Consider the following 25,065-nt stretch of genomic DNA (forward strand, 5'->3'; position numbering starts at 1 on the left):
CGAACAGGCCGACAAGGAAGGCTGGCCCGCCGCCCGCTTCCTCTCCGCGCTCGCCGAACACGAACTGGCCGAGCGCGATCGCCGACGTGTCGAGCGTCATCTTGCCGAAGGCCCCGATCATTCCAACATCGCGGCACCAGATTCTCATCCGGGGAGAGCCGCTGAGCCGATGGGGCTTCGCCTATCTGCTCAAACAGCATGCAGCGACCGCCGCTCGAGCGCATCCCGGCCTCAACAAGAAACGCATCTCGCCTCACGTGCTGAGGCACACATGCGCGATGATCATCCTGCAAGCAACGCAGGACATCCGTAAGGTGTCGCTGTGGTTGGGACATGCCACTCTGACGACCACTGAAATCTACACGCGCGGCGATCCGACAGAGAAGCTCGAGGCCATGGAATCGACCGTTCCACCGCATCTGCGGCGCGGCGCGTTCCAGCCGTCCGACAGGCTGATCGCGCTCCTCAAGCGCCCTTCGTAATGGTGAGCCGGGTTGGCGGCGGAGGACACAAGAGCGCGATCAAGTCGCCGCCAGCTCCCCATTACTGAATCTGCCCATAAGGCAGGAATTGTAGGCCACGCGGATCGCCCCGCAGGACCGGCAGCCCTTGATATGGCCGCCCAGTTCGGCGGTCCGGCACAGTTCGATGGCGCTCATCGTGCGGCGCTCGACGCGTCCGAGATGGCCGTCATGAACTTGCCGATACGCCTCGCCGTGGCGGCGGAAGATATCCGCCACCTCCAGTCTCGCCGACATGGGCGGAACCGGTCAGCCCGGCGGCACGACCTCGATGGTCAGCCGGTCGAGCGGGCTCGTCGTGCGCCGGATGAGGCCGTTGGAGACCTTGATGTACCGCGCCGTCGAGGAAAGATTGTTGTGGCCGAGCAGAACCTGGATGATGCGAATGTCGGTGCCGTTCTCAAGCAGATGGGTGGCGAAGCTGTGCCTGAGCGTGTGGACCGTCACACGCTTGTCGATGCCGGCGGCCGCGCGCGCCGAGCGGCAGGCCGAATACAGCACCTGCACGTCGATGGGGCGATTGGCGGCCCGGCCGGGAAACAGCCAGTACTGCGGCTTCGCCAACCGCCAGTAGACCCGCAGGATGCGCAGAAGCTGCGCCGACAGCATCACCGTGCGGTCCTTGCCGCCCTTGCCGTGCTCGACCCGGACGACGCCGCGACCGCTGTCGATGTCGCCGACCTTCAGCCCGACGGTCTCCGAGGCGCGAAGACCTGCTGCGTAGGCCGTCGTCAGGGCGGTGCGTGTCTTCAGGCTCGGCACCGCCTCCAAGAAGCGGACAACCTCGTCGGCGCTCAGCACCACCGGCAGCGTGCGCGGCGCGCGGGCATAGACGATCCGCTCCGGAATCTCGGCATGGCCGAGCGTCACGCCGTAGAAGAACCGCAGTGCGCACACCGTCTGGTTCAGCGCCGGCCACGAAATCCCGGTCGAGACCAGATGGACCTGAAAGGCGCGGACGTCCTCCAGCCCGAGCCGGTCCGGCGAACGGCCAAAGTAGCGCGAAAACTTCGCCACGGCATGCACGTAGGATCGTTGCGTGGCCGGCGACAGATTGCGGATCGTCATGTCCTCGATCATGCGCCGGCGCAGAGGGCTCATCTCGGCCATCTCGTTGCTCCTGTCTCAAGATTGCGCTTCAACAGCCGCAATCTTTCAAAACAGAAGCGTCACCCGCAAACCGTCCCGCCAACTGCCGCGTCAGCGGCTTCGTTCAAACGACCTAAGCCCCGTGGCATGCCCCGATTGAGTGGTCCGGTCTCAGTCTTAAGAACGAGCATCCGTTCAATAGTGCGGCGGCGTTATTACCCACACAACCCGGGCACGGACGTCGCCGGAGTTTGCACAACGATGCACCTGGGTGCTTTTGAAAGAAAAGCTATCGCCAGTTTCGAGCTGAAAGAACTGTCCATCGACCCACAGATCAAGTCGACCTTCGATGACAAGGCCCGCTTCGACCCCGTCGTGAGAATAGTCGCCGCTATCAGCGCCGGGCGCTATTGTGCTCAGCAGCATCTCGAGCGGCCCGGCGAGATTGGGCGAGAGAAGTTCCTCTTCAATCCCTATGCCAGTAAAGGTCAACTTGCGCCGATTTTGTTCGCGCACAACGATATCTTTTTCATGCGGGGGCGCATCGTTTGCTTGGAAGAACCAGTTCATGTGGACGCCAAGCTTGTCACTCACGCGTTTGAGCACCCCGATCGGGAGCTTGGTTTGATCGCGTTCGATCTGACTGAGATAGCCCACCGAAATCTCCGCCGCATCGGCAACCTGCTGGAGCGTCAAGCCTCTGACCTTTCGAAGCTCTCTGATCTGCCTTCCAACCGCCATTTCCTGATTTTTGGGGGCGCTCGTCCATTCGTCAGATATTCGCGTCGTACGTGCTGGCATTTCCCAATCCCTCTGCATTTGCAGCAGGCGATACTCACCGGCCTATCGTAAGTCCACAATAAATTTCACGGCCCCAAACTGCACGCCTGCATTTTCAGCAATGGGCGTTTGGAGCAGGTCACGGCAAACTGTGCAATCCGCTATTTTCCCTCGTGAAATTCAAAAGCAATATTTTCATGATTGCAAAACGCGATTTTTCATGCGATGTGGCGATCACGTCCGGCGCGACCTCGCGTGCTGACGGCCGACAAATGGGTTCGGGGACGCCGGTTGACTGAGAAATTCGAACAATGCGCCACCCTTATGGTTGCCGGCATTGACTCAGCCGGGAATTCTCAGACTGGCGGTGGGATTTAGATGATGAAGGTGCTTGTACCAGTAAAGCGGTGGTCGATTACAACGTGAAAATCCGGGTGAAGCCGGACGGCACGGGCATCGATCTTGCGGACGTGAAGATGTCGATGAACCCGTTAGATGAGATCGCGGACTACAAAGAGTGTCAAACTGGATGAGAAGTGGGGATCGCAGCAGTCGGACGCAGAATTCTCGAGTTCGGATGCTGAAAAACGCAGAAACCGGCCTCGGTGAGCCGCCATGCTTAATCGAAAAGTGCAAACCCATTCCGAGTCCCGAAACCCGAATACAGGCAGAAGGTCGAAACTGATAGGAACACTTTTGGGGCCGTAAACCGGTTTCGGCCTCGGCAGCGAAGCGTCAATGACAGGCACCATGAGCGAGACATCTTTGAAGAGCGGACCAGACATCGAGTACCAGAACCACCTCGCAGAGGGCCGCTTTATGATTCAGCGCGGCGTCAGAACCGGTAGGATAGTCTTCTTTCCCCGAGCTGTCGCGCCGGGCACGGGGGAGGAACTCGAATGGGTCGAGGCCAGCGGTCGTGGTGTGGTCTATTCCACGACTGTCGTCCGAAAGCGCCCGCCCGAGGCCGACGTCAATGTCGCGCTTATAGACTTGGACGAAGGCGTCCGCATGATGAGTCGCGTCGAGGGCATAGACGCGCACAAGGTGCACATCGGTATGGCCGTCGAGGCACGGATCATTCGGCATGAGGAGGGGCACCTGATTGTGTTCGCCCCCGCGCAGGAGAAAGCCTGATGAGCGCCTTTCCCACTGCGCGAACCGCGATCGTCGGAGCCGCGACCTTTGGTGAGGGCCGGTGTCCCGGTTACACCTCCTATGACATGGCGGCCATCGCGGCGCGTGATGCGCTGGCTGAGGCGGGTCTCAGCTTCGCCGACGTGGACGGCGTTTTTGTCACCACTTCGACCGACACCTTCGGCGGTGGCACGACCTTCGCCCAATACTGTGGCATCCAACCCAAGGTGGCCGACAACAGCCGCACGGGCGGCAATGTTTTCGAGAGCTACGTCGAACGTGCGGCTTGGCTGTTGGATGCTGGGCTGATTGATTGTGCCTTGATCGCCTATGGCAGCAATCAGGCCTCGGCCACTGGCAAGCTCGCCAGGACTTCGCAGCCCTTCCCGTATGAGGCGCCCTACGGTCCGCACATGCCAGTCTCGGCGTATGCGATGGCAGCTGCTCGCCATATGCATGAGTTCGGCACCACAAAGGAGCAATTGGGTGAGGTCGCCATCGCCGCGCGGGCGTGGGCACAGCTCAATCCGGCTGCGGCCATGCGTGATCCTTTGACCATGGACGAATATCTCGGCTCGCGCATGATTTGCGATCCCTTCGCCAAGCTTGATTGCTGTCTCGTTACCGACGGCGCGGCGGCGGTGGTCATGACGCGCGCAGACCGCGCCCGCAATCGCCCCAAGGTACCTGTTTGGGTCCGCGGAGCAGCCAGCATGACCACGCACTCGCACATATCGGCGATGCCGGACCTACTGACGACGGCGCTGGCCGAATGCGGTCCACGCGCGCTGGCGCACGCCGGCCTGACCCCACAAGACATTGACGTCGTTGAGCTCTATGACGCCTTTACCATCAACACGATCCTGTTCCTGGAGGAGCTCGGCTTTTGCCCCAAGGGGGAAGGGGGGCACTTCGTGGCTGGCGGAGCGATCGCCCCCGGCGGCCGTCTCCCGGTAAACACCAATGGCGGCGGCCTTTCGTGTGTCCATCCAGGCATGTATGGGCTTTTCACTATCGTCGAGGCGGTCCGTCAGTTGCGCGGCGAATGCGGCGACCGCCAGGTAGCCAAGGCGCGCACGGCAATCGCCCAGGGCAATGGCGGCGTGCTCTCCAGCCAGGCGATCGCGGTGTTAGCAGTGGACTGACCGCCCAACATATGCAGTTCACCGCGTGAACTGGGCTGTCATGGCCGCTGACCGCCCACCCCTATCGCAATGGGAGGCATCCAAGTAGCGGGCTGCTGAAGCAGTTCGGCCTCGATTAAATAGCAACTGAGTATCCCAAGGTAGCAACCATGTCCGAAGCCCGCGCCATAGCTGACCTGCTTGCCCAAGACTTCGGGACCTTGCCAGCCATGATCGGGCATCAAGCCGCAGTCCGGCCGGACCGTGTCGCTCTCATCCACGGCGAGCGGCAGCTCACGTATCGTGAACTGGGCACCATGATTGACCGCGTCGCGAAAGGCCTGCAGCGAGATGCCATCGAGCCGCAGCAGGTTATCGCAGTGTGCGCCCTCAGCTCGATCGAATATGTGGCGACCTTCATGGGTGCGCTTCGGGCCGGTGTCGTGGTCGCGCCGCTGGCGCCCTCCTCGACGGCAGAGAGCTTGGCCACCATGATCGCCGACAGCGGTGCGCGCTTGTTGTTCCTCGACCGCATGGTTGCGCAGTCGCTGGATGGCGTCCGAGACGAGATTGCGGCGCGACGTATCGCTCTCGACGGCTCTGAGGCCGGCGAGACCTTCGAAGCCTGGCTGCCGGGTACCACGGGCACCCCAAGGGCATCGTTCAGTCGCACGCCATGCGCTGGCAGCACATTCGCCGTGCAACCGTCTTGGGCTATGGACCCGACGCGGTGACCATGATCTCCATCCCGCTCTACTCGAACACCACACTAGTCAGCCTGATCCCGGCCCTGGCCGGGGGTGGGACAGTAGTCCTGATGGAAAAGTTCGACGTGGTCCGCTTCCTTGAACAGGCTCAGTTACACCGCGTCACCCACGCGATGCTGGTTCCGGTTCAGTACCGGGCGGCTGATGGAGTACCCTGAGTTCGACCGCTACGATCTCTCGAGCTTCCGCATGAAGTCCTCAACCAGCGCCCCCTTCCCGGCGTCGGTGAAGGCGGACGTGCTGAAGCGCTGGCCGGGAGGGCTTACGGAGTTCTACGGAATGACGCTACCGGGCGCGTGCCATAAGACAGGATCTGGCGCATACGACCCAATCTCGACCCCCTCATCGCGGAGAGAGGGTAGCGGCCATAGAGTATAGCATGGGGCGCCCAAGACATTGCAGGTCCTCCACGGACGCAGCCGGGACAGCAAGCATTCCGACAACAGGAGAATGATATGAACAAGGCCGTAACATATTCGGTGGACGGCGATGTGGCCGTCGTCAAGATCGATCACCCTCCGGTCAACGCGCTTAGCGGTGCCGTAAGAAATGGCATTGTCGCGGCACTGGACCAAGCGGGATCCGATCCGGCCATCCGCGCAGTGGTGCTTACTGGCGGCGAGGAGGAACTCATCGCGGTTACCGCCCAGAATCTCAGAAGATTGGCAAAGCTCCGACCACCGGCCGGGCCGATGATCGCTGCCTTGGCGTAAAGGAGGGACAGCCGCCGCCAAACGAAACACTGCAGGTAGCGAGATCCGAAAACTGCGGCAAATCTGGCCGGATTGATCCGACCAAGAGCCATGCTGCCGTCCCGGCAACGACTAAATCAACAATATCGGCAACGGTCGGACATTCAGTGCCGGCGTCGATATCACCGAATTCGGCCAGCCGCCGAAAGATCCATCGCTCAGAGAGGTCAACAGGCGCTGCGAGACGAATGCTAAGCCCGTGGTTGCGGCATTCCACGGTTGGGCGCTGGGTGGCGGTCTCGAGATGGCACTATGCTGTCATGCGCGCGTCGCATCGCCCGACGCCCAGATCGGCCTCCCCGAGGTAAAGCTCGGACTTATCCCTGGCGCCGGTGGAACCCAGCGCTTGCCCCGCCTCATTGGTCCCGAAGCGGCTCTCGACGTGATCGTGCCAGGTAAGCCGATTGGCGCAGCGAACGCGCTGAAGATGGGAATCATCGACCGCATCGTCGAAGGTGATCTTCTCGAGGGCGCCAAGGTGTTCGCACGGGGGCTCGCGCACAGCGGCGAAGCGCCTGCTGCTGTGCGCGACCGCGATGACAAGCTCGCGGCAGCGCGTTCCGACCCCTCCGCCTTTGAGGCGCATGCGGAGCAGCTGACCAAGCGCGCGCGCGGGCTCGATGCGCCTCTTGCCTGCGTCAAGGCCGTGCGCATGGCATTGGACACGCCGTTCGATGAGGCCCTCGACAGAGAGCGTGCGATCTTCATCGAGCTGATGAATGGTGTGCAATCGAAGGCGCAACGCCATCTTTTCTTCGCCGAACGCGAGGCGGCGAAGGTGGCCGGCGTAGGGCGAGACGTGAAGCCGCGCGACATCTGCAAGGCGGCCGTCATCGGCGCAGGCGCAATGGGCGGGGGCATCGCAATGTCGCTCATCAATGCTGGTATTCCGGTCACTGTCCTGGAAATGGATCAGGAAGCGCTCAACCGCGGCTTTGGTGTCATGCGCAGGAACTACGATATTTCTGTGGAGCGCGGCTCGCTCACTGCAGAGGCGCGCGATCGGCGCATGGCGCTTCTCGCCGGAACGACGCGTTACGAGGATCTTGCCGACGCCGACATCGTCATCGAAGCCGTCTTCGAAGACATGGCGGTCAAAAAGCAGGTCTTCAGCGTGCTCAACAAGGTGGCGAAGCCAGGCGCCATTCTCGCTTCCAACACCTCCTTCCTTGACGTCAAAGAGATCGCGACCATGACAGACCGGCCCGAGGACGTGCTCGGTCTGCATTTCTTCTCGCCGGCAAATGTCATGCGGCTTCTCGAGATCGTGCGCGGCGATAAGACTACGCCCGCTGTTCTTGCGACAGCGATTAGTCTAGCCAAGCGCATCGGCAAGGTCCCGGTGGTCGTGGGCGTCTGCCACGGCTTCGTTGGCAACCGCATGCTTGCCGCCCGCTCGGCGGAGAACGAGAATCTTCTTCTGGAAGGAGCGGTGCCGGAAGCCATCGACCGGGTATTCACCGATTTCGGCTTCCCGATGGGGCCCTTCGCGATGGGCGACCTCGTCGGCCTTGATGTCGGCTGGCGCAACCGAAAGTCGCTCGGCAAGACGGCAACAATCGCCGATGCGCTGTGTGAGGCGGACCGCTTTGGACAAAAGACGGGCAGGGGCTATTATGCCTACAAAGCAGGTTCCCGAACACCAGTGCCCGACCCGTGGGTGAAATCACTCATCGTGGAAAAGTCGCGTGAGGCAGGCGTCAACCGGCGGGATATCACCACGGAGGAAATCATAGAGCGCACGATCTATCCGATGATCAACGAAGGTGCCCGCATCCTTGAAGAGGGCATCGCGGCGCGGCCTTCCGACATCGATGTGGTCTTGGTCAACGGCTACGGCTTCCCGATCAGCAAGGGGGGCCCGATGTTCTGGGCCGATCATGAGGGACTTGCCAAGATCGTCGAACGCCTCGAGTACTGGCACCGCAAAAACGGGAAGGCCGCCTTTGAACCAGCGGCGCTCCTAAAGCGACTGGCACAGTCCGATGGCTCCTTTCTCGAACTACAGACGGAGAAGGCGTCGACATGACGGGTCTCTTCGCCTGGGAAAAAACGTGTCCTCTCCCGGCTTTGGTGGTACCTGTCGCTCGATCCGAACACATGAGCCGCGATGTCCTACAGTTGCGGCTGCCATGAACACACTGACCGACCACGGTGGGGAAGAGACCACTTCGTCAATTGAATACCGCAAGCAGGGGCAAGGCACGGTATGGAAGGTGCGGGAAAGGTAGCCCTCTACGGTCGCATCGGCACTGGCTCGGCTGCCGTGGAGGCAATCCTTGAAGAATTGGGCATAGGTTATGTCTTCATTGCCGTCGACCGTGCAGGCGAGATAGACTCGCCGGGAACGTACCGGCAGCTCAATCCACTTGGTGAAGTGCCTACTCTGGTCACGCCCTCTGGAGTTGTCCTGACGGAATCGAGCGCCATCTGTATCTATCTTGCCGACATCGTAGAACAACCTAAACTGGCGCCGGCTCTGAAGTCAGAGGAGCGAGGGTCCTTCTTGCGCTGGATGGTATTTCTTCAGGCACGGACCTACGCGGCAAACCTTCGGTATAATTACCCGCATCGGTACTGCACCGATGGGGCGGGCGTCGACGGTGTGAGGGCAGCAGCCGAAGAATTCATCCGACGCGATTGGCAATTGGTCAGCGCTTTTCTCGGGGACCGCGATTATCTTGTCGGCGCTTCCCCTACCGTGTGTGATGTCTTCATGGCGATGTTGATCACGTGGTCGAATGGACCCGATGCGGCGAAAGTCCTGCCGAACCTTGTTGCCCACTATCGGCGAATCACAGCACGGCCAAGCGTCGCGAAAGTCTGGGAGCGCAACGAGTTCAGTCTGTAGCAGACGGAACAACAAATGAGCGATGCAATTCATTCACGCGGGTGTTGTCTCCGCGCCTTGCTTCTACTCACGCACTCAAGCAATCCGTCGCGCATGACCCACGAAGTGTTCTCTCCTCCCACGGAGCCGGAAGCGGACAAAACTTGGTGCTTGATGTTACGCGTTAGGACTTTTCGGAACAAGGCCGGGCCAACCATGGATGTACCGCTCATAGCCGAGACGAACTTTGAAGAAGTCAAAACACGGATGCGTGACATTGGTCGCATCAGCCGTTCGCGTGATGAGGTCGGGCCAGGGTGTTTAGGGCGACACTTTGATGATGCCAAGAAGTTTCAAGGCAATTGGAGAAAGCGATCCCGGGGCCAGATCGACGAAGTTTTGGTGCGAGATCTTATCTTGCCAGCCGGAATATGCCCAAGGAGGCGTTAGCGGCACCCTTGGCGGGTTTATCTCGCCTTGCCCGAGGGCAGGGCGGGCCCGGCGGAACTCGCTATTAGAACTTGCCGAGGCAGCGCAGCTAATGAAATCGTCAGTCGAGCGCGCGGACACCGCGCCCAGGGCCTGTGGCCCGTGTTTCCGGTCAGGACAGGGCCGACTTGTAGGTCTCCCGCAGGCTGTTCTTCTGCACCTTGCCCATCGTATTGCGCGGCAGTTCGTCGACGAGGATGAGCTTGCGCGGATGCTTGAACCGGGCAAGCGAGCGCCGCACGTCGGTCTCGATCGCTTCGAGATCGGGTGTCGCGCCGGGCTCGGCGACAAGCAGGGCGATCACCGTCTCGCCGAAGTCGGGATGCGGAACGCCGATGACCGCGCTTTCCTGCACGCCGTCCTGGCCATCGAGCACAAGCTCGATCTCCTTCGGATAGATGTTGTAGCCGCCGGAGATGATTAGATCCTTGTTGCGGCCGACGATGGAGACATAGCCGTCGGCGTCGATGGTCCCGAGATCGCCAGTGATGAAGAAGCCGTCCTCGCGCATTTCGTCGCGGGTCTTTTCAGGCATTTGCCAATATCCCTTGAAAACGTTCGGCCCGCGCACCTCAATCTGCCCGATTTCGCCCTGTGGCAACGTCGCGCCGGTTTCCGGATCGGTGATCTTCAATTCGACGCCCGGAAGCGGGAAGCCGACCGTGCCGGCGCGCCGCTCTCTGTCATAGGGGTTCGAGGTGTTCATGTTGGTTTCCGTCATCCCGTAGCGCTCGAGGATACGGTGGCCGGTCGTCGCCTCGAAGCGGCGGTGGGTCTCCGCCAGAAGCGGCGCGCTCCCGGAAATGAAGACCCGCATATGCGCGGCCAAGTCTCGATCGAAACGCGGATCGTCGAGCAGCCTCGTGTAGAAGGTCGGAACGCCCATCATCGCGGTTGCATGCGGCAGACGCTCGATGACGCGGTCGAGTTCGAAGCGCGGCAGCAAGTCGATCGTGCCCCCGGCGGCGAGCATCACGTTCGTCGCCACGAACAGCCCGTGCGTGTGGAAGATTGGCAGCACATGAAGCAGGACGTCGTCCTGCGTGAACCGCCAATAGTCCTTCAGGGTCAGGGCGTTCGAGATCAGGTTGTCATGCGTCAGCATCGCGCCCTTAGAGCGCCCGGTCGTGCCCGATGTGTAGAGAAGGGCGGCGAGGTCGGCCCCTGCCCGTTCCGCAGGTTCGAACGCCGTCGGCTGCGACGCGGCCAGCACCGTCAGCGAGCCCGTACCGTCGCTGTCCAGCGTGTCGATGGCAACGTCCAACCGCGACGCGATCGGAGACAGTTGGTCGACGGAGCGGCGGGCACAGACGAGCAATCCCGCGGTGCTATCCTCGACGAAATAGGCCAGTTCGTCGGGCGTATAAGCGGTATTCAGCGGCAGAAACACAATGCCCGCCTGCACGCAGGCCGCATAAAGGGCGAGCGCCTCGGACGACTTGTCGATCTGCGCAGCGACCCGGTCGCCCGGCCGGAGACCGCGTTGACTCAGAGCGTGGGCGAACTGCGCCGATTGCTCCAGAAACGCCGGATAGGTGATCTCCGCCCCGGATTCCAGGCGCAGGAACGCCCGCTTGTTGGTCCGGTTCTTCGCGAAGAGAGTGTCATAGAGCGGGTTTGGCATGCCCCTGATCCTTGTTCTTCAACTGCCTGGGACCGCGGCCGCCAGGGGATTTCACGGCCGCGGAGGCCTGGACCTCGTGCGTGTCCGCATAGGCCTGCTGGAGACGTTCGATCTTTCCGGGGTCGCGCATATCATAAAGATAATTGACCATTGTGCCGCCGGATTCTCGCAAGCCCTTCGGCGAAGTGTCGGCCGCGCCATGCACTGCATGCAGGATCGCGCCGTTCGACAGGTGAAACCGTTCGACCGGGTCGAGCGGCTCGCCATTGGTCCGTTTGGCGGTCAGCAGATAATCGACCGCACGGCGGCGCATTGCGTCCGCATCGGAGGTATCGAAGGCTAGCCCGGAGGATTCGAGCCACGGGACCAGCCCCGGTATCGGCGACAGGGTGATCACCGTCTTCAGGTTGGGCAGCTCGGCCATCAAGTCCGACGCGACCTGCTTGATTAGAGAGTTGCCGAAAGAGATCCCGTTCAACCCCGGCTGGCAGTTGGAGATTGAATAGAACACTGCCGTGTTCGCCTCCTCGATCAGCAACGGTTCGCGCGTGCCGCTCAACAGTGCCTGGATCGAATCCGGCACGTCGCGTGCGAGTGCGACCTCGACGAAAATCAGTGGTTCGTCCGGCATGGCAGGATGGAAGAAGGCGAAGCACCGGCGGTCCTCCGGCTCCAGCCGTAGGCGCAGATCGTCCCAGTGCGAGATCGCGTGGACCGCCTCGTAGGCGATGATCTTCTCCAAGATGTTCGCCGGGCTCTCCCAGCTGATCGGCCGAAGCACCAGAAAGCCCCGATTGAACCAGGACTTGAACAGATGTCGGAAGTCGAGATCCAGCGCTTCGACAGCCGGTTCACCACGCCCGAGCCTCAGCAGATCCGCCCGCATCCTGACCAAGGCTCCGGTCGCGCCGTTGACCTGGTTGAGGCGTCGGATGAGTTCCTGGCGCGGCGGCTCGGCGGCTGATGTGAAGGCCTTGTAGGAGGCGCCCGACGGCGACGCCTCGTAATCCCGCAGCGCTATCCGCACTGCGTTCGGATCGATGTTCATGTCCACGGCGAGATGCCGGAAGAACGCCAATTTGGCGTCGTCGTCCATCGCGTCGTAACGCGCCAGGATTTCCCGCGCGGTATCCACGCCCGCCGTATCCCCGTTGCCAGCCGCAAGTTCGCCGGTGAGCGTTTCAATCAGGCGGCTATCGCGGCGCGGCGCCGATGAAAAACGCACGCGACGATCAAAGACGGTGTTTAGAAGGTCTGCGAGCAGGGTCATGGATTGTCCGGATTTCGTTTCGGGCGCCGGACTTCGGCGGCGCGTTTTCACGCATAGCCTAGAGCGTCATGGATCCAATGACAATAGTATTGAATCCAATAATGCCGGTATTGCGCTCAACTCGGCAAAGGGCTAACCCCATATCCTATGGGACAGATGCGCGCAGACCAGATCGCGGAGATTCTCGAGGAACGAATCTTCGATGGTACTATTGCCGATGGCGAGCGTCTGGATCAGGTCAGCCTTGCCGAGGAGTTCGCCGTTTCGCGCACGCCGATCCGGGAGGCTTTGCAGAAGCTCGTTTCGTCTGGCCTCGCCGAACTGCATCCCCATCGCGGCGTGTTTGTCCGCGAGCCCAGCCCGGTCGAGTTGATGGAGATGTTTGACGTCATGGCCGAACTGGAGGGCATGTGCGGCCGGCTGGCGAGCGAGCGCATTTCCGACGCGGCGCTGGCTGAACTCAGGGCCGCCAATGCCGCCTGCGAGGATGCGGCCGCCCGCAACAGCCCGGACGACTATTACCGCGCGAACGAACGCTTCCATCGGATCATCTACCGCGCCTCGGCGAACAGCTTCCTCGACCAGCAGGCGACGGCGCTACATCGCCGGCTGAAGCCGTTTCGCAGAATGCAGTTGCGTCTGCGGGGCAGGATCGGCCAATCGTTCGCCGAGCATTGTCTCATAGTCGACGCCATCTCATCCGACGACGCCGAAGCAGCCTCGATGGCCTTGAAGCGGCATGTCGCGGTGCAGGGCGCGAAGTTCCAGGCCCTGATCGCCGTCTTGCGCCGGTGAAGCAAATTCTCGCGGCTTGTTCGCTCGGTGTTAGCTCCGGCTTCGAAGAGACAAGGTCCCAGCTTGCGTTTACCCCGGCTTTGGCTTTCAGTCACACTTGGAAACCGCGTTGTTGCGGGATTCGCGTTATGCGACATCGCGTCAGATGTGAACTGAATGTGCAATTTGCCAGCCGGAGATGGAACCCGCTGCGCGGGGGCGCCTACGAAGGAGGCAGAGGACACGGGCTGGTCGTCGCGCTCTCATTGAGGTCGTGCGGCAGCGGCTAAGCATGACGGGGTTCTTTAACAGGGAGCCTCACAACCGGGCGGTGGGGCCGCGCGCCAGGAACCGCGTTCAATTTCGAGGGTCCATGGTCATTTTTGGGAACAGCAGGGTCGCGAGCGATGAGATCGACGCCCTCGGACACATGAACATTCGCCGCTATACGCAGCGCGCGCTACTCGCGAACCAAAGCCTCATGGAGAACCTCGGTCTGAGCGAGGAAGGACGTTCCGTCGAGGTCGACGTTTACGCCCGTTACCATCGCGAGCAGTTCCAGGGTGCCGAACTCTCTGTCGCCGGCGGCGTCCTCACGGTCGAACAGGACCAAGTCCGCGCCTACTACGAAATCCAGAACACGATCAAGGCCGAGGTGGCGACTTGTTTCATCATCACGACTGCCGTGGTCGGACCTGAAGACGGTGGCCGCATCGGACTGCATTCTGAGGTTACGAGACGGGCAAGCGCGCTGCGCGTGGATTTGCCGGACCACGGCCGGCCACGCACGATCGATCTCTTCCCCGTGCGGCTCGACCTGACGCTCGAGCAGATCACCCGCCGGTTGGCCGATAGCGCTGGAGACCTGACGAAGCCCGCGCTAGAGTGGAGTCTCGACGCTGACCTCTGCAACGAGCATGGATTTCTTGTCGGCTTCGGGGCGTTGACGTTCGGCGTTTGGCGCTCCCCTCGCGAGGAGCTGTCGGGACGCCCGGGCCCGAGAGAAGTGCCGCCCTTGAGTGACGGGCGTCGTGTCGGCTGGGCCTCGCTTGAAATGCGTACCGTGCAGGCTGCGCCCTTACGGGCCGGCGATCGGCTCTACTCGATAGGCGGAGAGATCAACCTGCAGCGCAAGGTCCGCCATTCTCGGCGAGGCTGTTCAACGTCGGGACGGGCGAGCTTGTCCGAGTGACGGACGAAGTCAATGTAGCTCTGGATCTCGAGACCCGCCGCGCCATCGAAATCCCGACTTCCATGCGTCGCCGTCTTGAGAGCCACCTCGTCCCTGAGCTCGGCTGAGTACCGGCGCGGGCCATAACCGCAGCGTACCCAAATTCGACGCTTGCATTTTCAGCAGTGGGCGTTTGAAGCAGGTCAGGGCAAACTGCGCAATCCGCTATTTTCCCTCGTGAAATTCGAAAGCAATATTTTCATGATTGCAAAACGCGATTTTTCATGCGATGTGGCGATCACGTCCGGCGCGACCTCGCGTGCTGACGGCCGACAAATGGGTTCGGGGACGCCGGTTGACTGAGAAATTCGAACAATGCGCCACCCTTATGGTTGCCGGCATTTGACTCGGCCGGAAATTCTCAGACTGGCGCTGGGATTTAGATGATGAAGGTGCTTGTACCAGTAAAGCGCGTGGTCGATTACAACGTGAAAATCCGGGTGAAGCCGGACGGCACGGGCATCGATCTTGCGAACGTGAAGATGTCGATGAACCCGTTTGATGAGATCGCGGTGGAAGAGGCGCTGCGGCTCAAAGAGGCCGGCAAGGCGGACGAGGTGATCGCCGTCTCGATCGGACCAAGCCAAGCCCAGGAGACCATCAGGACGGCACTAGCGATGGGTGCTGACCGCGGCATCCTGGTCAAGGCCGAGGAGATCGTCGAAACACTCGCTGTCGCCAAGATCCTCAAAGGCGTCGTCGAGGCCGAACAGCCCGGTCTCGTCATTCTCGGTAAGCAGGCTATCGACGACGACGCCAATCAGACCGGGCAGATGCTGTCGGCGCTGCTCGGCTGGAGCCAGGGCACGTTTGCCTCCAAGGTTGAGGTGGACGGCGAGAGGTTGAGGGTCACGCGTGAGGTCGACGGCGGGCTGCAGACGGTGGAATTGAAGCTGCCGGCGATCGTGACGACGGACCTGCGCTTGAACCAGCCGCGCTACGCCTCGCTGCCCAACATCATGAAGGCTAAGAAGAAGCCGCTCGACGAGAAGACGGCCGCCGACTACGGCGCCGATGTCGCGCCGCGGCTGAAGGTGCTGAAGACCGAGGAGCCCGGCGGCCGCAAGGCGGGCGTCAAGGTCAAGACCGTTGCCGAGCTCGTTGACAAGCTTAGGAATGAAGCTGGCGTGCTTTAGGATTTGCGATCGGCCCGAGCCGCAAACGGCCTCGTTCCACGCTCCCGGTGCCCGCCTGCAGACCTACACTCTGCCCCCGCTCTCGGACGTTACCGTTTGACCACAAACGGTCGCCTGGTGACATAGGAACAAGCAAATGGCCATTCTCTTGATCGCCGAACACGACAACGCCGCCCTATCCGACCAGACCGCCAAGGCGCTTTCCGCTGCCGAGAAGCTGGGCGGCGACATCGACGTCCTCGTTGCCGGCAAGGGCTGCAGGCTGATCGCCGATCAGGCGGCAAAGCTTGGCGGCGTCCGCAAGGTGCTTCTGGCGGAAGCAGATAGTCTCGAGCACCGCCTGGCCGAGCCGATGGCGCAGACGATCCTGTCCTTGGCCGGCAGTTATGGTTCCTTCGTCGCGCCGGCGACGGCAAACGGCAAGAACGTCATGCCACGCGTCGCCGCCCTTCTCGACGTCATGCAGATCTCGGACGTCGTCGAGGTCGTCTCCCGCGATACCTTCAAGCGGCCAATCTATGCCGGCAACGCCATCCAGACGGTGCAGTCGAGCGATGCGAAGAAGGTGATCACGGTGCGCACGGCCTCCTTTCCGTCAGCCTCCCAAGGCAATGCGGCTGTCGTCGAGACCATCTCGGCGGCAGCCGACCCGGAGCTGTCGAATTTTGTCGATGCGCAGCTTTCGCTCGGCGACCGTCCGGAGCTCACGTCCGCCAAGATCATCATCTCAGGCGGCCGCGCACTCGGCTCCTCGGAGAAGTTCCAGGAGGTCATCCTGCCGGTCGCCGACAAGCTCGGTGCAGCCGTCGGCGCTTCCCGTGCGGCGGTCGATGCAGGCTACGCACCCAACGACTGGCAAGTCGGCCAGACCGGCAAGGTGGTCGCTCCCGACCTTTACATCGCGGCAGGCATTTCCGGCGCCATCCAGCACCTCGCCGGCATGAAGGATTCCAAGGTCATCGTCGCAATCAACAAGGACGAAGAGGCTCCCATCTTCCAGGTCGCCGACTACGGTATCGTCGGTGATCTTTTCGAGATCCTACCGATGTTCGAAAACGCCCTGTAGGGCACGAGCGAGGTCGGCACTCGATACGGTAGCCTCATAGTCGGATGAAAGCCCATTCTGATGAACCTTCCTCCTAAAGGAGCTCGCGTAGTGATCGTCGGTGGCGGCATCTCCGGTTGCTCAGTCGCGTATCACCTTGCGAAACTTGGTTGGACAGACATTGTCCTTCTGGAACGAAAACAGCTTACTTCGGGCACCACATGGCATGCAGCCGGTCTGGTCGGCCAGCTGCGTGCGTCCCAAAACATGACGAGGCTGGCAAAATATTCCGCAGACCTTTACGTCAGGCTTGAGGCGGAAACGGGTGTTGCAACCGGTATGCGCCAGAACGGATCGATAACGGTGGCTCTTTCCGAAGAGCGAAAAGAGGAAATTTATCGACAAGCGACTCTGGCGCGTGCTTTTGATATAGAGGTCAGGGAAGTCTCGCCAGATGAAGTCGAGCAGCTCTATCCGTACTTGAACACGTCGGACGTTAAGGGCGCGGTCTATCTGCCCCATGACGGACAATGCGATCCAGCCAATATTGCCATGGCACTGGGGAAGGGGGCACGCCAGAAGGGCGTCGGCATCTTCGAGGGAGTAAAGGTCACCGGCGTTCAGACGCGCAACGGCCAAGTGACGGGGGTTGGCTGGGCGCAAGGGGATACAACCGGAACCATTCAGACCGACATTGTGGTCAATTGCTCTGGCATGTGGGGGCGTGATCTGGCCGCCCAGTCAGGGGTGACCTTACCGCTGCACTCCTGCGAACATTTTTACATTGTGACAGAGGCGATCGAAAATCTTCGCCGCGTGCCAGTCCTGCGCGTGCCGGACGAACAGGCTTATTACAAAGAAGATGCGGGCAAGATGCTGATCGGTGCCTTCGAGTTGAAGGCCAAACCCTGGCCGCCATTAGGGGAGAGAATTCCTGCCGACTTCTGCTTCGATCAGTTGCCCGACGACCTGGACCATTTCCAGCCCATCCTCGAAATGGCAATCAACCGTATGCCGATGCTGGAAACCGCTGGCATCCACACATTTTTCAACGGCCCCGAAAGCTTTACGCCCGATGATCGCTATTATCTCGGTGAGGCACCGGAACTGAAAGGTTACTGGATTGCAGCCGGTTACAACTCAATCGGAATCGTTTCTTCGGGCGGCGCGGGCATGGCTCTTGCCCAATGGATCAATGACGGCGAGCCGCCGTTCGATTTGTGGGAAGTTGATATTCGGCGCGCTCAGCCTTTCCAGAAGAATACGCGCTACTTAAGGGAAAGGGTTTCGGAGACACTCGGTCTTTTGTACGCAGACCACTTTCCGTATCGACAGATGGTGACGTCCCGCGGGGTGCGGCGTTCTCCTCTGCACGAACATCTGAAGGCCCGCGGGGCCGTGTTCGGCGAGATAGCCGGTTGGGAGCGCGCCAACTGGTTTGCGAGGAAGGGCCAGGAGCGCGAATACCGCTACAGCTGGCAGCGGCAGAATTGGTTCGAAAACCAGCGCGACGAGCATATGGCAATTCGCACTGGTGCCGGCCTGTTCGATATGACGTCATTTGGAAAAATTCGCGTCGAGGGACGTGACGCGCTTTCCTTCCTGCAGCGGCTTTGCGCCAATCAGATGGACGTGCCCATCGGCCGCATCGTCTATACCCAGATGTTGAACACCAAGGGCGGGATCGAAAGCGACCTTACCGTTACACGTCTATCGGAATCCGCATTCTTCCTTGTCGTGCCCGGTGCGACGCTGCAACGCGACCTCGCCTGGCTGCGCAAAAACCTTGGCGACGAGTCAATCGTCATAACCGACGTCACTGCGGCGGAGAGCGTGCTGTGCCTCATGGGTCCACAATCGCGTGAAGTCATACGCACGATAAGCCCCAATGATTTCTCCAACGAAGCGCACCCGTTCGGCACGGCCCGCGAGATCGAGGTCGGCATGGGTCTCGCCCGGGCTCATCGGGTTACTTACGTAGGGGAGCTCGGATGGGAACTCTATGTGTCCACGGATCAGGCGGCGCACGTATTCGAGACGTTGGAAGAAGCCGGCGATGAGTTCGGCCTGAAGTTGTGCGGTTTACATACCCTCGATAGCTGCCGCATAGAAAAGGCGTTTCGCCATTTCGGCCACGATATCACTGATGAAGATCATGTGCTCGAAGCAGGTCTTGGCTTCGCGGTCAAACCTGAAAAGGGCGAGTTCATCGGTCGCGCAGCGGTGCTTCGGAAGCAGGAGGCTGGGCTTGACCGCAGGCTGCTGCAGTTTCGGCTGACTGATCCGGAACCGCTGCTGTTCCACAATGAAGCGCTGGTGCGTGATGGAAAGATCGTCGGCATCGTGACTTCGGGCAGTTACGGCCATTTTCTCGGTGGCGCCGTGGGGCTTGGTTACGTCCCATGCACAGGCGAAAGCGTCGCGGATGTCCTAGCATCTCGTTACGAAATTGAGATCGCGGGACGACGGTTTGAGGCTGAAGCATCGCTTAGGCCGCTTTACGATCCGAGCGGCGCGCGGCCGAAATCCTGATGATTCCTGCAGTGAATTCATAAGCAATCGCCAACCTGCGGTAAGGGCTATCGACATGCCAAATAATGTGCCACTGGAAAATTTCTGGATGCCTTTCACGGCGAACCGTCAGTTCAAGGCGGCGCCCAGACTGCTCGTCTCCGCTAAAGGCATGTATTACACTGATGAGAATGGCAATAAGGTGCTTGACGGCACGTCTGGCCTTTGGTGCTGCAACGCGGGCCATGGCCGAAAGAGAATCGCGCAAGCGGTTGAGCGCCAGCTCTCGACCATGGACTACGCGCCAAGCTTCCAGATGGGTCATCCGATCGCGTTCGATTTTGCCGCTAAGCTTGCAGATCATGCGCCGGGTTGCGGGTCGGCGAAGCTCGATCGAATCTTCTTCACTGGATCCGGCTCCGAGTCCGTCGATACGGCATTGAAGATCGCCATTGCCTATCAGCGAGCCATCGGGCAGGGCACGCGCACGCGCATCATTGGTCGCGAGAAAGGCTATCACGGCGTTGGATTCGGCGGCATTTCAGTGGGCGGGCTCATCAACAACAGGCGTGTCTTCCCGCAGATCCCCGCTGACCATATGCGCCACACGCTCGATATCCAGCGCAATGCCTTCACCGCCGGGTTGCCGGTACATGGGGCCGACTTGGCCGAAGATCTGGAACGTCTTGTTGACCTTCACGGAGCGGAAACCATTGCCGCGGTCATTGTCGAGCCTATGGCCGGTTCAGCCGGCGTGATCCTGCCACCAAAGGGGTATCTGGAGCGCCTGGGCGCGATCGCGGACAAATACGGCATCCTTTTGATCTTCGATGAGGTGATCACCGGTTTCGGGCGTCTGGGAACACCCTTTGCGGCCGACTATTTCAAAATTGTTCCCGACCTGATGACTACGGCGAAGGGCATTACGAACGGCACGATCCCAATGGGGGCTGTGTTTGCATCGCGCAGGGTGCACGACGCCCTGATGACCGGTCCGGAGAATCAGATCGAATTTTTCCACGGCTACACCTATTCGGGACATCCGATCGCTTGTGCTGCTGGCATTGCGACAATGTCCATCTACGAGGAAGAGGGGCTGCTGACTCGCGCCAGCGACTTGGCCGATGCGTGGCGTGATGCAATGCACTCGCTGAGGGGACTGCCGAACGTCATCGACATCCGCAATATCGGACTTGTTGGCGCATTGGAGCTTTCGCCGCGGCAGGGCGCCCCTGGAGCGCGTGCCTATGACGTCTTTGTTGACTGCTTCCAAAAGGGACTCTTGATCCGGGTAACGGGCGACATCATTGCCCTTTCGCCACCGCTGATCATCGAGCGCGAGCAGATCGGGAAAATCGTATCCACGCTTGGCGATGCTTTGCAGCAGGCGCTCTAACGCTGAATATAACCCCGTCCCGGAGGAAGCGCGCCGTGAATCAAATGATCCTGACGGTATCCTGCAAAACGACGCGTGGTATTGTTGCGGCGATTTCTGGGTTTCTCGCCGGAAAAGGTTGCAACATTCTTGATAGCGCGCAGTTTGACGACCTTGACACGGGGAAGTTTTTCATGCGCGTCAGCTTCCTCTCCGAGGAAGGCGTGCCTCGGCGCGCACTTGTCGAAGGATTCAGGTCCGTCGCCCACATGTTCGAGATGGATTGGGAAATCTTCGACACGGCAGAGCGCATGAAAGTTCTACTGATGGTCTCCCGCTTCGGCCACTGCCTGAACGATCTTCTCTATCGCTGGAAGATTGGCGCCTTGCCGATCAATATAGTCGGCGTAGTGTCAAATCATTTCGACTACCAACGGCTGGTAGTCAATAGCGACATTCCCTTCTACCATATCAAGGTGACCAAGGAAAACAAGTCACAGGCGGAAGTTCAGTTGATGGAGATCATAGAATCAACCAGCACGGAATTGGTCGTACTCGCACGCTATATGCAAGTGCTCTCTAATCAGCTTTGCGCAAAGATGTCGGGGAAGATCATTAATATCCACCATTCCTTCCTGCCTTCCTTTAAGGGTGCCAATCCTTACAAGCAGGCTCACGAGCGGGGTGTAAAGCTGATCGGCGCGACGGCACACTATGTCACCGCCGATCTCGACGAAGGTCCAATCATTGAGCAGGATACGGTGCGCGTCACGCATGCCCAGTCGGCGGAAGACTATGTTTCACTCGGCCGTGATGTTGAAAGCCAGGTCCTGGCGCGAGCTGTCCATGCGCATATCCACCACCGCACCTTCATCAACGAGAATCGCACCGTCATCTTCCCGCCAAGCCCGGGAAGCTACGCTTCTGAACGCATGGGATGAGCTGCCGACGGATCTGTGCTCGAAAAACACCTAACCACGACTTCTGTCTCAAAATAGAATGGCGATCTTTTTGCCTTTGCAACGTGCGCGGCAAACATACGACAGGTGACTATGGCTGCGTCATAGGGGCGAGCGAATCTACAGGTGGAAGACAACGCGAAACAAGCTCCGCCCGCCTCTTCCGCAACTGGCGTCGCAGCATAGGCACTCAAGAATCCCACACGCGGCTCGGGGCGAGGAGCCAACTCCGCGTCGGTGTGAGCGCACTGGGAATAGCTCCGGAAATTGTGTCTCTCATGTGCGAGGCACGCAGGATCGGGGCGCTGGGGCGACCGTGAACGCCGAAAATAACTCTCAGAATGCGCCTATGGTCGCGCTGCGTCTAACCGGGGAATGGAGATGAAGAGAGAGCGTTTGAGCATTGAGGACGCCGTTGGTTTTGTGGCGGAACTCCTTGGAGCAATCGGACTGCCCGAGTCCGACGCGCTTATATGCGCAGAGCATCTGGTCGCCGCCGAGGCCCGCGGTTATCCGGGACACGGACTGCGGCGGATAGCGGGGATCGCGGATCTTGCCAGTCGGCTGAACCAACGGTCGAAGAACGCCGTAAGGGCGGAGGCTCCGGGGTTCGTGCTCTTCAACGCGGAAGGACGTTTGGGTATCCCCGCCGTGCACGAGGCCGCGCTCACCGCCGCCGCGCGGCTCGCAGACACCCCAGCAGTTGTTTTTGGGGTAGTTGGCTATGTGGGGACCACGGGCTCCTTGGCCGTCCTTGGGGGGGCGCTTGCGGAGCGTGGGGTAGTCTCGATCCTCATGTGCAGTTCCGAGGCCGCGGTTGCGCCACACGGATCGACCCGGGCCGTCCTAGGAACTAACCCCATATCGATAACGGTACCTGGGCACCCGACCACCTTCTGCGCCGATCTCGCGACCTCGGCTTGGTCCTACGGCGCCATCCGGGCTGCCGCCGATGCCGGACGACCGCTGCCGAAGGGCGTTGTGCAGACTCGGACGGGCGAGGCGTCGACGAATCCCGATGATCTCCAGGACGGCAGCATGCTGCCGTTCGCGGGACACAAGGGTTATGCTCTAGGGCTGGCGATCGAACTCCTGTGCGGCCCCCTTCTTGGCGCCAAGGCAGGGCGATCCGCCGCACCGGGCGGAGATGGCTTCTTGGGCATCCTGATGAGGAGCGACGCGGCCCGGCCGGCCGCGGATGTGAAGCGTGACGCCCAGGCGCTCTTCGAGGAGATTCTGGCCGGTCCGCCCGTCGATCCCGCGACACCGATCCGAATTCCGGGAGACAAGGCCAGCCGAGCTCACCAAACCGCCACACATATCGAGGTGCCTGCTGAACTCATGGCGCGCCTGCGGAAGTTCCGGCCTAGGGCCGCGACCGATCCGATCTCTAACAATCGGGCGGGTCAGTAATTGATATCCGCGCGGAGTGGAAACACCTGCTCGCCCACCTGCGGACCGGAAACGACAACCATTTCACCTGGACGACTTCTCTCCCGTCTACCATCGAGCGCCCGGGTCTTCGCTTGCCCTGGCACGAGGCGCCGGCCGATGCGCCAAGATGCTGAAGGCGCTGGCGAAACCCGATCCGTCATCCTCAATGACTGGGCCCAGAACTCAAAATCATCCGCAATCGCACCACCGCCGACGTCGTCCTGGACCGCCTCGCTCACAATGCCTATCGCATTGAATTGACGGGCGAGACCATTGGCAAACATCGAACCATCTCGGCTGCAGAACAGCCTCAGACGGGGAAAGAGAACTCGAACCAGACAATTAAATTGACCTAAGTTCCGCACCGAAGATGCCCAGCTTAGTTGAATTGGCAGGATGTCGCTGATCCGGCAAATATGTTTTGAGGGTTCAATGAAGTCAAAGGCTTGCTTGGCTCAAGGAAGAGGGCTTTTTGCCCGGAGTCGTTCCGAGATCGTTCGTGATGCGATACACATCGTCATGTGGGGGAAAATCCTATGAATCCAGCCAATCTTCCTTTCCAATCTGAGGCCATGCTGCAAGGGCTGCGCACGTGGGTGGAATGCGAAAGCCCGACGTGGGACGCAGGCGCGGTGAACCGCATGCTCGATCTTGCGGCGCGTGAGATGGCAGTCATAGGTGCGACGATCGAGCAGATCGCTGGCCGCGACGGTTTCGGACGCGTCGTCCGCGCGCGCTTTCCGCATCCCAAACAGGGCACGCCGGGCATTCTGATCGCCGGGCACATGGATACCGTGCACCCGATCGGTACCATCGAGAAACTGAAATGCCGCCGCGAGGGCAACAAGTGCTACGGCCCCGGCATCTACGACATGAAGGGCGGCAACTATCTTTCACTCGAAGCGATTAGGCAACTGGCCCGCGCCTCCTTCACCACAACGTTGCCTGTCACCGTGTTGTTCACGCCTGACGAAGAAGTCGGCACGCCCTCGACCCGGGACATCATCGAGGCGGAGGCAAGGCGCAACAAGTATGTGCTGGTGCCGGAACCTGGTCGGCCGGACAATGGGGTAGTCACAGGTCGCTATGCGATCGCGCGCTTCAATCTCGAAGCGGCAGGGCGGCCAAGCCACGCTGGCGCCGCGCTTTCTTCAGGGCGTTCCGCAATCCGGGAAATGGCACGGCAAATTCTTGCGATCGAAGCGATGACGACGGACGACTGCACCTTTTCGGTCGGCGTCGTGCATGGCGGTCAATGGGTCAATTGCGTCGCCACTACCTGCATGGCCGAAGCGCTCAGCATGGCCAAGAGCCAAACCGATCTAGATCGTGGCGTTGAGAGGTTGCTTGCTCTGTCAGGCACAACTAACGATGTGGCTTTCAGGGTAACGCGCGGTGTCACGCGGCCGGTGTGGGAGCCAGACGCCAGCTCCATGGCGCTCTACGAGAAAGCACGGACCATCGCCAGATCTCTCGGTGCCGAACTTCCGCACGTCAGTGCCGGCGGCGGCTCCGATGGTAATTTCACCGGTGCGCTTGGGATCCCTACACTCGACGGTCTAGGCGTGCGCGGTGCCAATGCACATACGCTCGATGAGCACATTGAGGTCGACAGCCTAGTCGAGCGCGGCAGGCTAATGTCAGGACTGCTGGCGATGCTTGAGTGACGGATCAGGTGTAGCGCGTTGAGAGAGTGACGAAGAAGACAGTCTCAGACAGTCGGCCAAGGCTACTAGGCCCTGTTGAGAATCATCATAAATTGATGACGGCGGCGCAGACGTAGATCATTGCGGCGAAGTTTGGATCGGTTTTCGTGCTGCGCATGTCGATGCCTTTGAAGGCTTTGAACTGGAGTCCCGCATACCCGCAACAACCTCGCGCGCTCTCGGATTTCTGATTTACTTGCTCGGTAGTGATTTGGAGGCAGGACGGTGGAACAGCGGTCTCTCTTTGGCTCTCTGAACATCTCTTCGATCTGCGTGCGCCAACGCCTGGTGGGAACACCATCCGGCACTCTCCCGGCGCGCTTTCGGGAGTATCGATGGCGATCGTCTGCTTGGTTGATGCAGCGGATGCCGGCCCTCGAAATTGTTTGGCGCGCTCCTTGACATCGTGTCATCTCAACCGGTTCGCGATTGGGGACAGTGCCGTTGCTCACTTGCTTTGGTCACAACCCGGCGCCAGCCGTTTCGATCGCACGTCAAGGACAATCACTCT

General features: G+C 60.6%; 22 protein-coding genes and 4 pseudogenes. 20 read left to right on the forward strand and 6 right to left on the reverse strand.

Going from position 1 to position 25,065, the window contains the following annotated elements; translation table 11 throughout:
* Nucleotides 1-109: pseudogene (locus ACWTU8_RS30505) on the forward strand (zf-HC2 domain-containing protein); the annotation flags it as partial.
* Nucleotides 87-482 carry a tyrosine-type recombinase/integrase gene (locus ACWTU8_RS30510; protein WP_455851059.1) on the forward strand — a complete coding sequence of 132 codons (396 nt, stop codon included), beginning with the start codon at nt 87-89 and terminating at the stop codon, nt 480-482. The pseudogene ACWTU8_RS30505 and the gene ACWTU8_RS30510, both read left to right, overlap by 23 nt.
* Before the next feature lie 81 nt (nt 483-563).
* On the opposite strand, the pseudogene ACWTU8_RS30515 reads toward ACWTU8_RS30510, so the two are convergent.
* From ACWTU8_RS30515 to ACWTU8_RS30525, 3 genes and pseudogenes are all read right to left on the reverse strand, one after another.
* Nucleotides 564-758 (reverse strand): annotated as a pseudogene (locus tag ACWTU8_RS30515) (transposase zinc-binding domain-containing protein); the annotation flags it as partial.
* Nucleotides 759-770: 12 nt separating this feature from the next.
* A complete protein-coding gene (locus tag ACWTU8_RS30520; protein ID WP_455851060.1) occupies nt 771-1,631 on the reverse strand; it encodes a site-specific integrase in 861 nt (286 codons plus the stop codon).
* A gap of 174 nt (nt 1,632-1,805) precedes the next feature.
* Nucleotides 1,806-2,411 carry a helix-turn-helix domain-containing protein gene (locus tag ACWTU8_RS30525; protein WP_455851061.1) on the reverse strand — a complete coding sequence of 202 codons (606 nt, stop codon included), beginning with the start codon at nt 2,409-2,411 and terminating at the stop codon, nt 1,806-1,808.
* A 360-nt stretch (nt 2,412-2,771) separates the two neighbouring features.
* Between ACWTU8_RS30525 and ACWTU8_RS30530 the strand changes: the two are divergent.
* From ACWTU8_RS30530 to ACWTU8_RS30565, 8 genes and pseudogenes are all read left to right on the forward strand, one after another.
* Nucleotides 2,772-2,896: pseudogene (locus ACWTU8_RS30530) on the forward strand (electron transfer flavoprotein subunit beta/FixA family protein); the annotation flags it as partial.
* A 244-nt stretch (nt 2,897-3,140) separates the two neighbouring features.
* A complete protein-coding gene (locus tag ACWTU8_RS30535) occupies nt 3,141-3,527 on the forward strand; it encodes a Zn-ribbon domain-containing OB-fold protein (RefSeq protein WP_455851062.1) in 387 nt (128 codons plus the stop codon).
* Complete coding sequence (locus ACWTU8_RS30540) at nt 3,527-4,672, forward strand: acetyl-CoA acetyltransferase (RefSeq protein ID WP_455851063.1); 1,146 nt, start codon at nt 3,527-3,529, stop codon at nt 4,670-4,672. Before ACWTU8_RS30535 ends, ACWTU8_RS30540 begins: the two co-directional genes overlap by 1 nt.
* Nucleotides 4,673-4,821: 149 nt before the next feature.
* On the forward strand, nt 4,822-5,385 hold the full coding sequence (locus tag ACWTU8_RS30545; RefSeq protein ID WP_455851064.1) for an AMP-binding protein: 564 nt from the start codon (nt 4,822-4,824) through the stop codon (nt 5,383-5,385).
* Nucleotides 5,328-5,576: a hypothetical protein gene (locus ACWTU8_RS30550; protein WP_455851065.1), complete on the forward strand. Its 249-nt coding sequence runs from the start codon at nt 5,328-5,330 to the stop codon at nt 5,574-5,576. The genes ACWTU8_RS30545 and ACWTU8_RS30550 overlap by 58 nt, the downstream gene beginning before the upstream one ends.
* A gap of 297 nt (nt 5,577-5,873) precedes the next feature.
* Nucleotides 5,874-6,131 (forward strand): enoyl-CoA hydratase-related protein, encoded by a 258-nt coding sequence (locus ACWTU8_RS30555; protein ID WP_455851066.1) that lies wholly within the window; start codon nt 5,874-5,876, stop codon nt 6,129-6,131.
* 133 nt (nt 6,132-6,264) lie between these two features.
* A pseudogene (locus ACWTU8_RS30560) lies at nt 6,265-8,199 on the forward strand (3-hydroxyacyl-CoA dehydrogenase NAD-binding domain-containing protein); the annotation flags it as partial.
* Between the two features lie 180 nt (nt 8,200-8,379).
* Nucleotides 8,380-9,021, forward strand: coding sequence for a glutathione S-transferase family protein (locus ACWTU8_RS30565; RefSeq protein ID WP_455851067.1), 642 nt, complete (start codon nt 8,380-8,382; stop codon nt 9,019-9,021).
* A 580-nt stretch (nt 9,022-9,601) separates the two neighbouring features.
* Here the strand turns inward: ACWTU8_RS30565 and ACWTU8_RS30570 are convergent.
* On the reverse strand, nt 9,602-11,113 hold the full coding sequence (locus tag ACWTU8_RS30570) for a malonate--CoA ligase (protein WP_455851068.1): 1,512 nt from the start codon (nt 11,111-11,113) through the stop codon (nt 9,602-9,604).
* The gene (locus tag ACWTU8_RS30575; RefSeq protein WP_455851069.1) at nt 11,094-12,383 is read right to left on the reverse strand and encodes a malonyl-CoA decarboxylase domain-containing protein; all 1,290 of its coding nucleotides are present in this window, start codon (nt 12,381-12,383) and stop codon (nt 11,094-11,096) included. The genes ACWTU8_RS30570 and ACWTU8_RS30575 overlap by 20 nt, the downstream gene beginning before the upstream one ends.
* 156 nt (nt 12,384-12,539) lie before the next feature.
* On the opposite strand from ACWTU8_RS30575, the gene ACWTU8_RS30580 reads away from it, so the two are divergent.
* The 9 genes from ACWTU8_RS30580 to ACWTU8_RS30620 all read left to right on the forward strand — a co-directional run bounded on the left by ACWTU8_RS30580 (nt 12,540) and on the right by ACWTU8_RS30620 (nt 22,827).
* The gene (locus tag ACWTU8_RS30580) at nt 12,540-13,178 is read left to right on the forward strand and encodes a GntR family transcriptional regulator (RefSeq protein ID WP_455851070.1); all 639 of its coding nucleotides are present in this window, start codon (nt 12,540-12,542) and stop codon (nt 13,176-13,178) included.
* A 352-nt stretch (nt 13,179-13,530) separates the two neighbouring features.
* Nucleotides 13,531-14,349 carry a hypothetical protein gene (locus tag ACWTU8_RS30585; RefSeq protein ID WP_455851071.1) on the forward strand — a complete coding sequence of 273 codons (819 nt, stop codon included), beginning with the start codon at nt 13,531-13,533 and terminating at the stop codon, nt 14,347-14,349.
* Nucleotides 14,350-14,499: 150 nt separating this feature from the next.
* Entirely contained in the window at nt 14,500-14,691 is a 192-nt protein-coding gene (locus tag ACWTU8_RS30590) for a hypothetical protein (RefSeq protein WP_455851072.1), read from the forward strand.
* An 83-nt stretch (nt 14,692-14,774) separates the two neighbouring features.
* On the forward strand, nt 14,775-15,524 hold the full coding sequence (locus tag ACWTU8_RS30595; protein WP_455851085.1) for an electron transfer flavoprotein subunit beta/FixA family protein: 750 nt from the start codon (nt 14,775-14,777) through the stop codon (nt 15,522-15,524).
* 136 nt (nt 15,525-15,660) lie between these two features.
* Nucleotides 15,661-16,590, forward strand: a complete 930-nt coding sequence (locus tag ACWTU8_RS30600; RefSeq protein ID WP_455851073.1) for an electron transfer flavoprotein subunit alpha/FixB family protein — start codon at nt 15,661-15,663, stop codon at nt 16,588-16,590.
* Between the two features lie 60 nt (nt 16,591-16,650).
* Nucleotides 16,651-19,101, forward strand: coding sequence for a GcvT family protein (locus ACWTU8_RS30605; protein ID WP_455851074.1), 2,451 nt, complete (start codon nt 16,651-16,653; stop codon nt 19,099-19,101).
* Nucleotides 19,102-19,156: 55 nt separating this feature from the next.
* Nucleotides 19,157-20,476 carry an aminotransferase class III-fold pyridoxal phosphate-dependent enzyme gene (locus ACWTU8_RS30610; protein ID WP_455851075.1) on the forward strand — a complete coding sequence of 440 codons (1,320 nt, stop codon included), beginning with the start codon at nt 19,157-19,159 and terminating at the stop codon, nt 20,474-20,476.
* Nucleotides 20,477-20,520: 44 nt separating this feature from the next.
* Nucleotides 20,521-21,396 (forward strand): formyltetrahydrofolate deformylase, encoded by an 876-nt coding sequence (gene purU / locus ACWTU8_RS30615; RefSeq protein WP_455851086.1) that lies wholly within the window; start codon nt 20,521-20,523, stop codon nt 21,394-21,396.
* Nucleotides 21,397-21,810: 414 nt separating this feature from the next.
* Entirely contained in the window at nt 21,811-22,827 is a 1,017-nt protein-coding gene (locus tag ACWTU8_RS30620) for an Ldh family oxidoreductase (RefSeq protein ID WP_455851076.1), read from the forward strand.
* Here ACWTU8_RS30620 and ACWTU8_RS30625 read toward each other — a convergent pair.
* Entirely contained in the window at nt 22,821-23,132 is a 312-nt protein-coding gene (locus tag ACWTU8_RS30625) for a hypothetical protein (protein ID WP_455851077.1), read from the reverse strand. The genes ACWTU8_RS30620 and ACWTU8_RS30625 overlap by 7 nt on opposite strands.
* A gap of 252 nt (nt 23,133-23,384) precedes the next feature.
* Here ACWTU8_RS30625 and ACWTU8_RS30630 point away from each other — a divergent pair, with 252 nt between their 5' ends.
* Nucleotides 23,385-24,515, forward strand: coding sequence for a M20/M25/M40 family metallo-hydrolase (locus tag ACWTU8_RS30630; RefSeq protein WP_455851078.1), 1,131 nt, complete (start codon nt 23,385-23,387; stop codon nt 24,513-24,515).
* Nucleotides 24,516-25,065 lie beyond the last annotated feature (550 nt).

The sequence above is a fragment of the Mesorhizobium sp. BHbdii genome (assembly GCF_053848045.1).

Coding starts and splice junctions, on each gene's coding strand:
- ACWTU8_RS30520 (WP_455851060.1), bottom strand. CDS start 1,631: ATGGCCGAGATGAGCCCTCTGCGCCGGCGCATGATCGAGGACATGACG.
- ACWTU8_RS30525 (WP_455851061.1), bottom strand. CDS start 2,411: ATGCCAGCACGTACGACGCGAATATCTGACGAATGGACGAGCGCCCCC.
- ACWTU8_RS30535 (WP_455851062.1), top strand. CDS start 3,141: ATGAGCGAGACATCTTTGAAGAGCGGACCAGACATCGAGTACCAGAAC.
- ACWTU8_RS30540 (WP_455851063.1), top strand. CDS start 3,527: ATGAGCGCCTTTCCCACTGCGCGAACCGCGATCGTCGGAGCCGCGACC.
- ACWTU8_RS30545 (WP_455851064.1), top strand. CDS start 4,822: ATGTCCGAAGCCCGCGCCATAGCTGACCTGCTTGCCCAAGACTTCGGG.
- ACWTU8_RS30550 (WP_455851065.1), top strand. CDS start 5,328: ATGCGCTGGCAGCACATTCGCCGTGCAACCGTCTTGGGCTATGGACCC.
- ACWTU8_RS30555 (WP_455851066.1), top strand. CDS start 5,874: ATGAACAAGGCCGTAACATATTCGGTGGACGGCGATGTGGCCGTCGTC.
- ACWTU8_RS30565 (WP_455851067.1), top strand. CDS start 8,380: ATGGAAGGTGCGGGAAAGGTAGCCCTCTACGGTCGCATCGGCACTGGC.
- ACWTU8_RS30570 (WP_455851068.1), bottom strand. CDS start 11,113: ATGCCAAACCCGCTCTATGACACTCTCTTCGCGAAGAACCGGACCAAC.
- ACWTU8_RS30575 (WP_455851069.1), bottom strand. CDS start 12,383: ATGACCCTGCTCGCAGACCTTCTAAACACCGTCTTTGATCGTCGCGTG.
- ACWTU8_RS30580 (WP_455851070.1), top strand. CDS start 12,540: ATGCGCGCAGACCAGATCGCGGAGATTCTCGAGGAACGAATCTTCGAT.
- ACWTU8_RS30585 (WP_455851071.1), top strand. CDS start 13,531: ATGGTCATTTTTGGGAACAGCAGGGTCGCGAGCGATGAGATCGACGCC.
- ACWTU8_RS30595 (WP_455851085.1), top strand. CDS start 14,775: ATGAAGGTGCTTGTACCAGTAAAGCGCGTGGTCGATTACAACGTGAAA.
- ACWTU8_RS30600 (WP_455851073.1), top strand. CDS start 15,661: ATGGCCATTCTCTTGATCGCCGAACACGACAACGCCGCCCTATCCGAC.
- ACWTU8_RS30605 (WP_455851074.1), top strand. CDS start 16,651: ATGAACCTTCCTCCTAAAGGAGCTCGCGTAGTGATCGTCGGTGGCGGC.
- ACWTU8_RS30610 (WP_455851075.1), top strand. CDS start 19,157: ATGCCAAATAATGTGCCACTGGAAAATTTCTGGATGCCTTTCACGGCG.
- purU (WP_455851086.1), top strand. CDS start 20,521: ATGATCCTGACGGTATCCTGCAAAACGACGCGTGGTATTGTTGCGGCG.
- ACWTU8_RS30625 (WP_455851077.1), bottom strand. CDS start 23,132: ATGTTTGCCAATGGTCTCGCCCGTCAATTCAATGCGATAGGCATTGTG.
- ACWTU8_RS30630 (WP_455851078.1), top strand. CDS start 23,385: ATGAATCCAGCCAATCTTCCTTTCCAATCTGAGGCCATGCTGCAAGGG.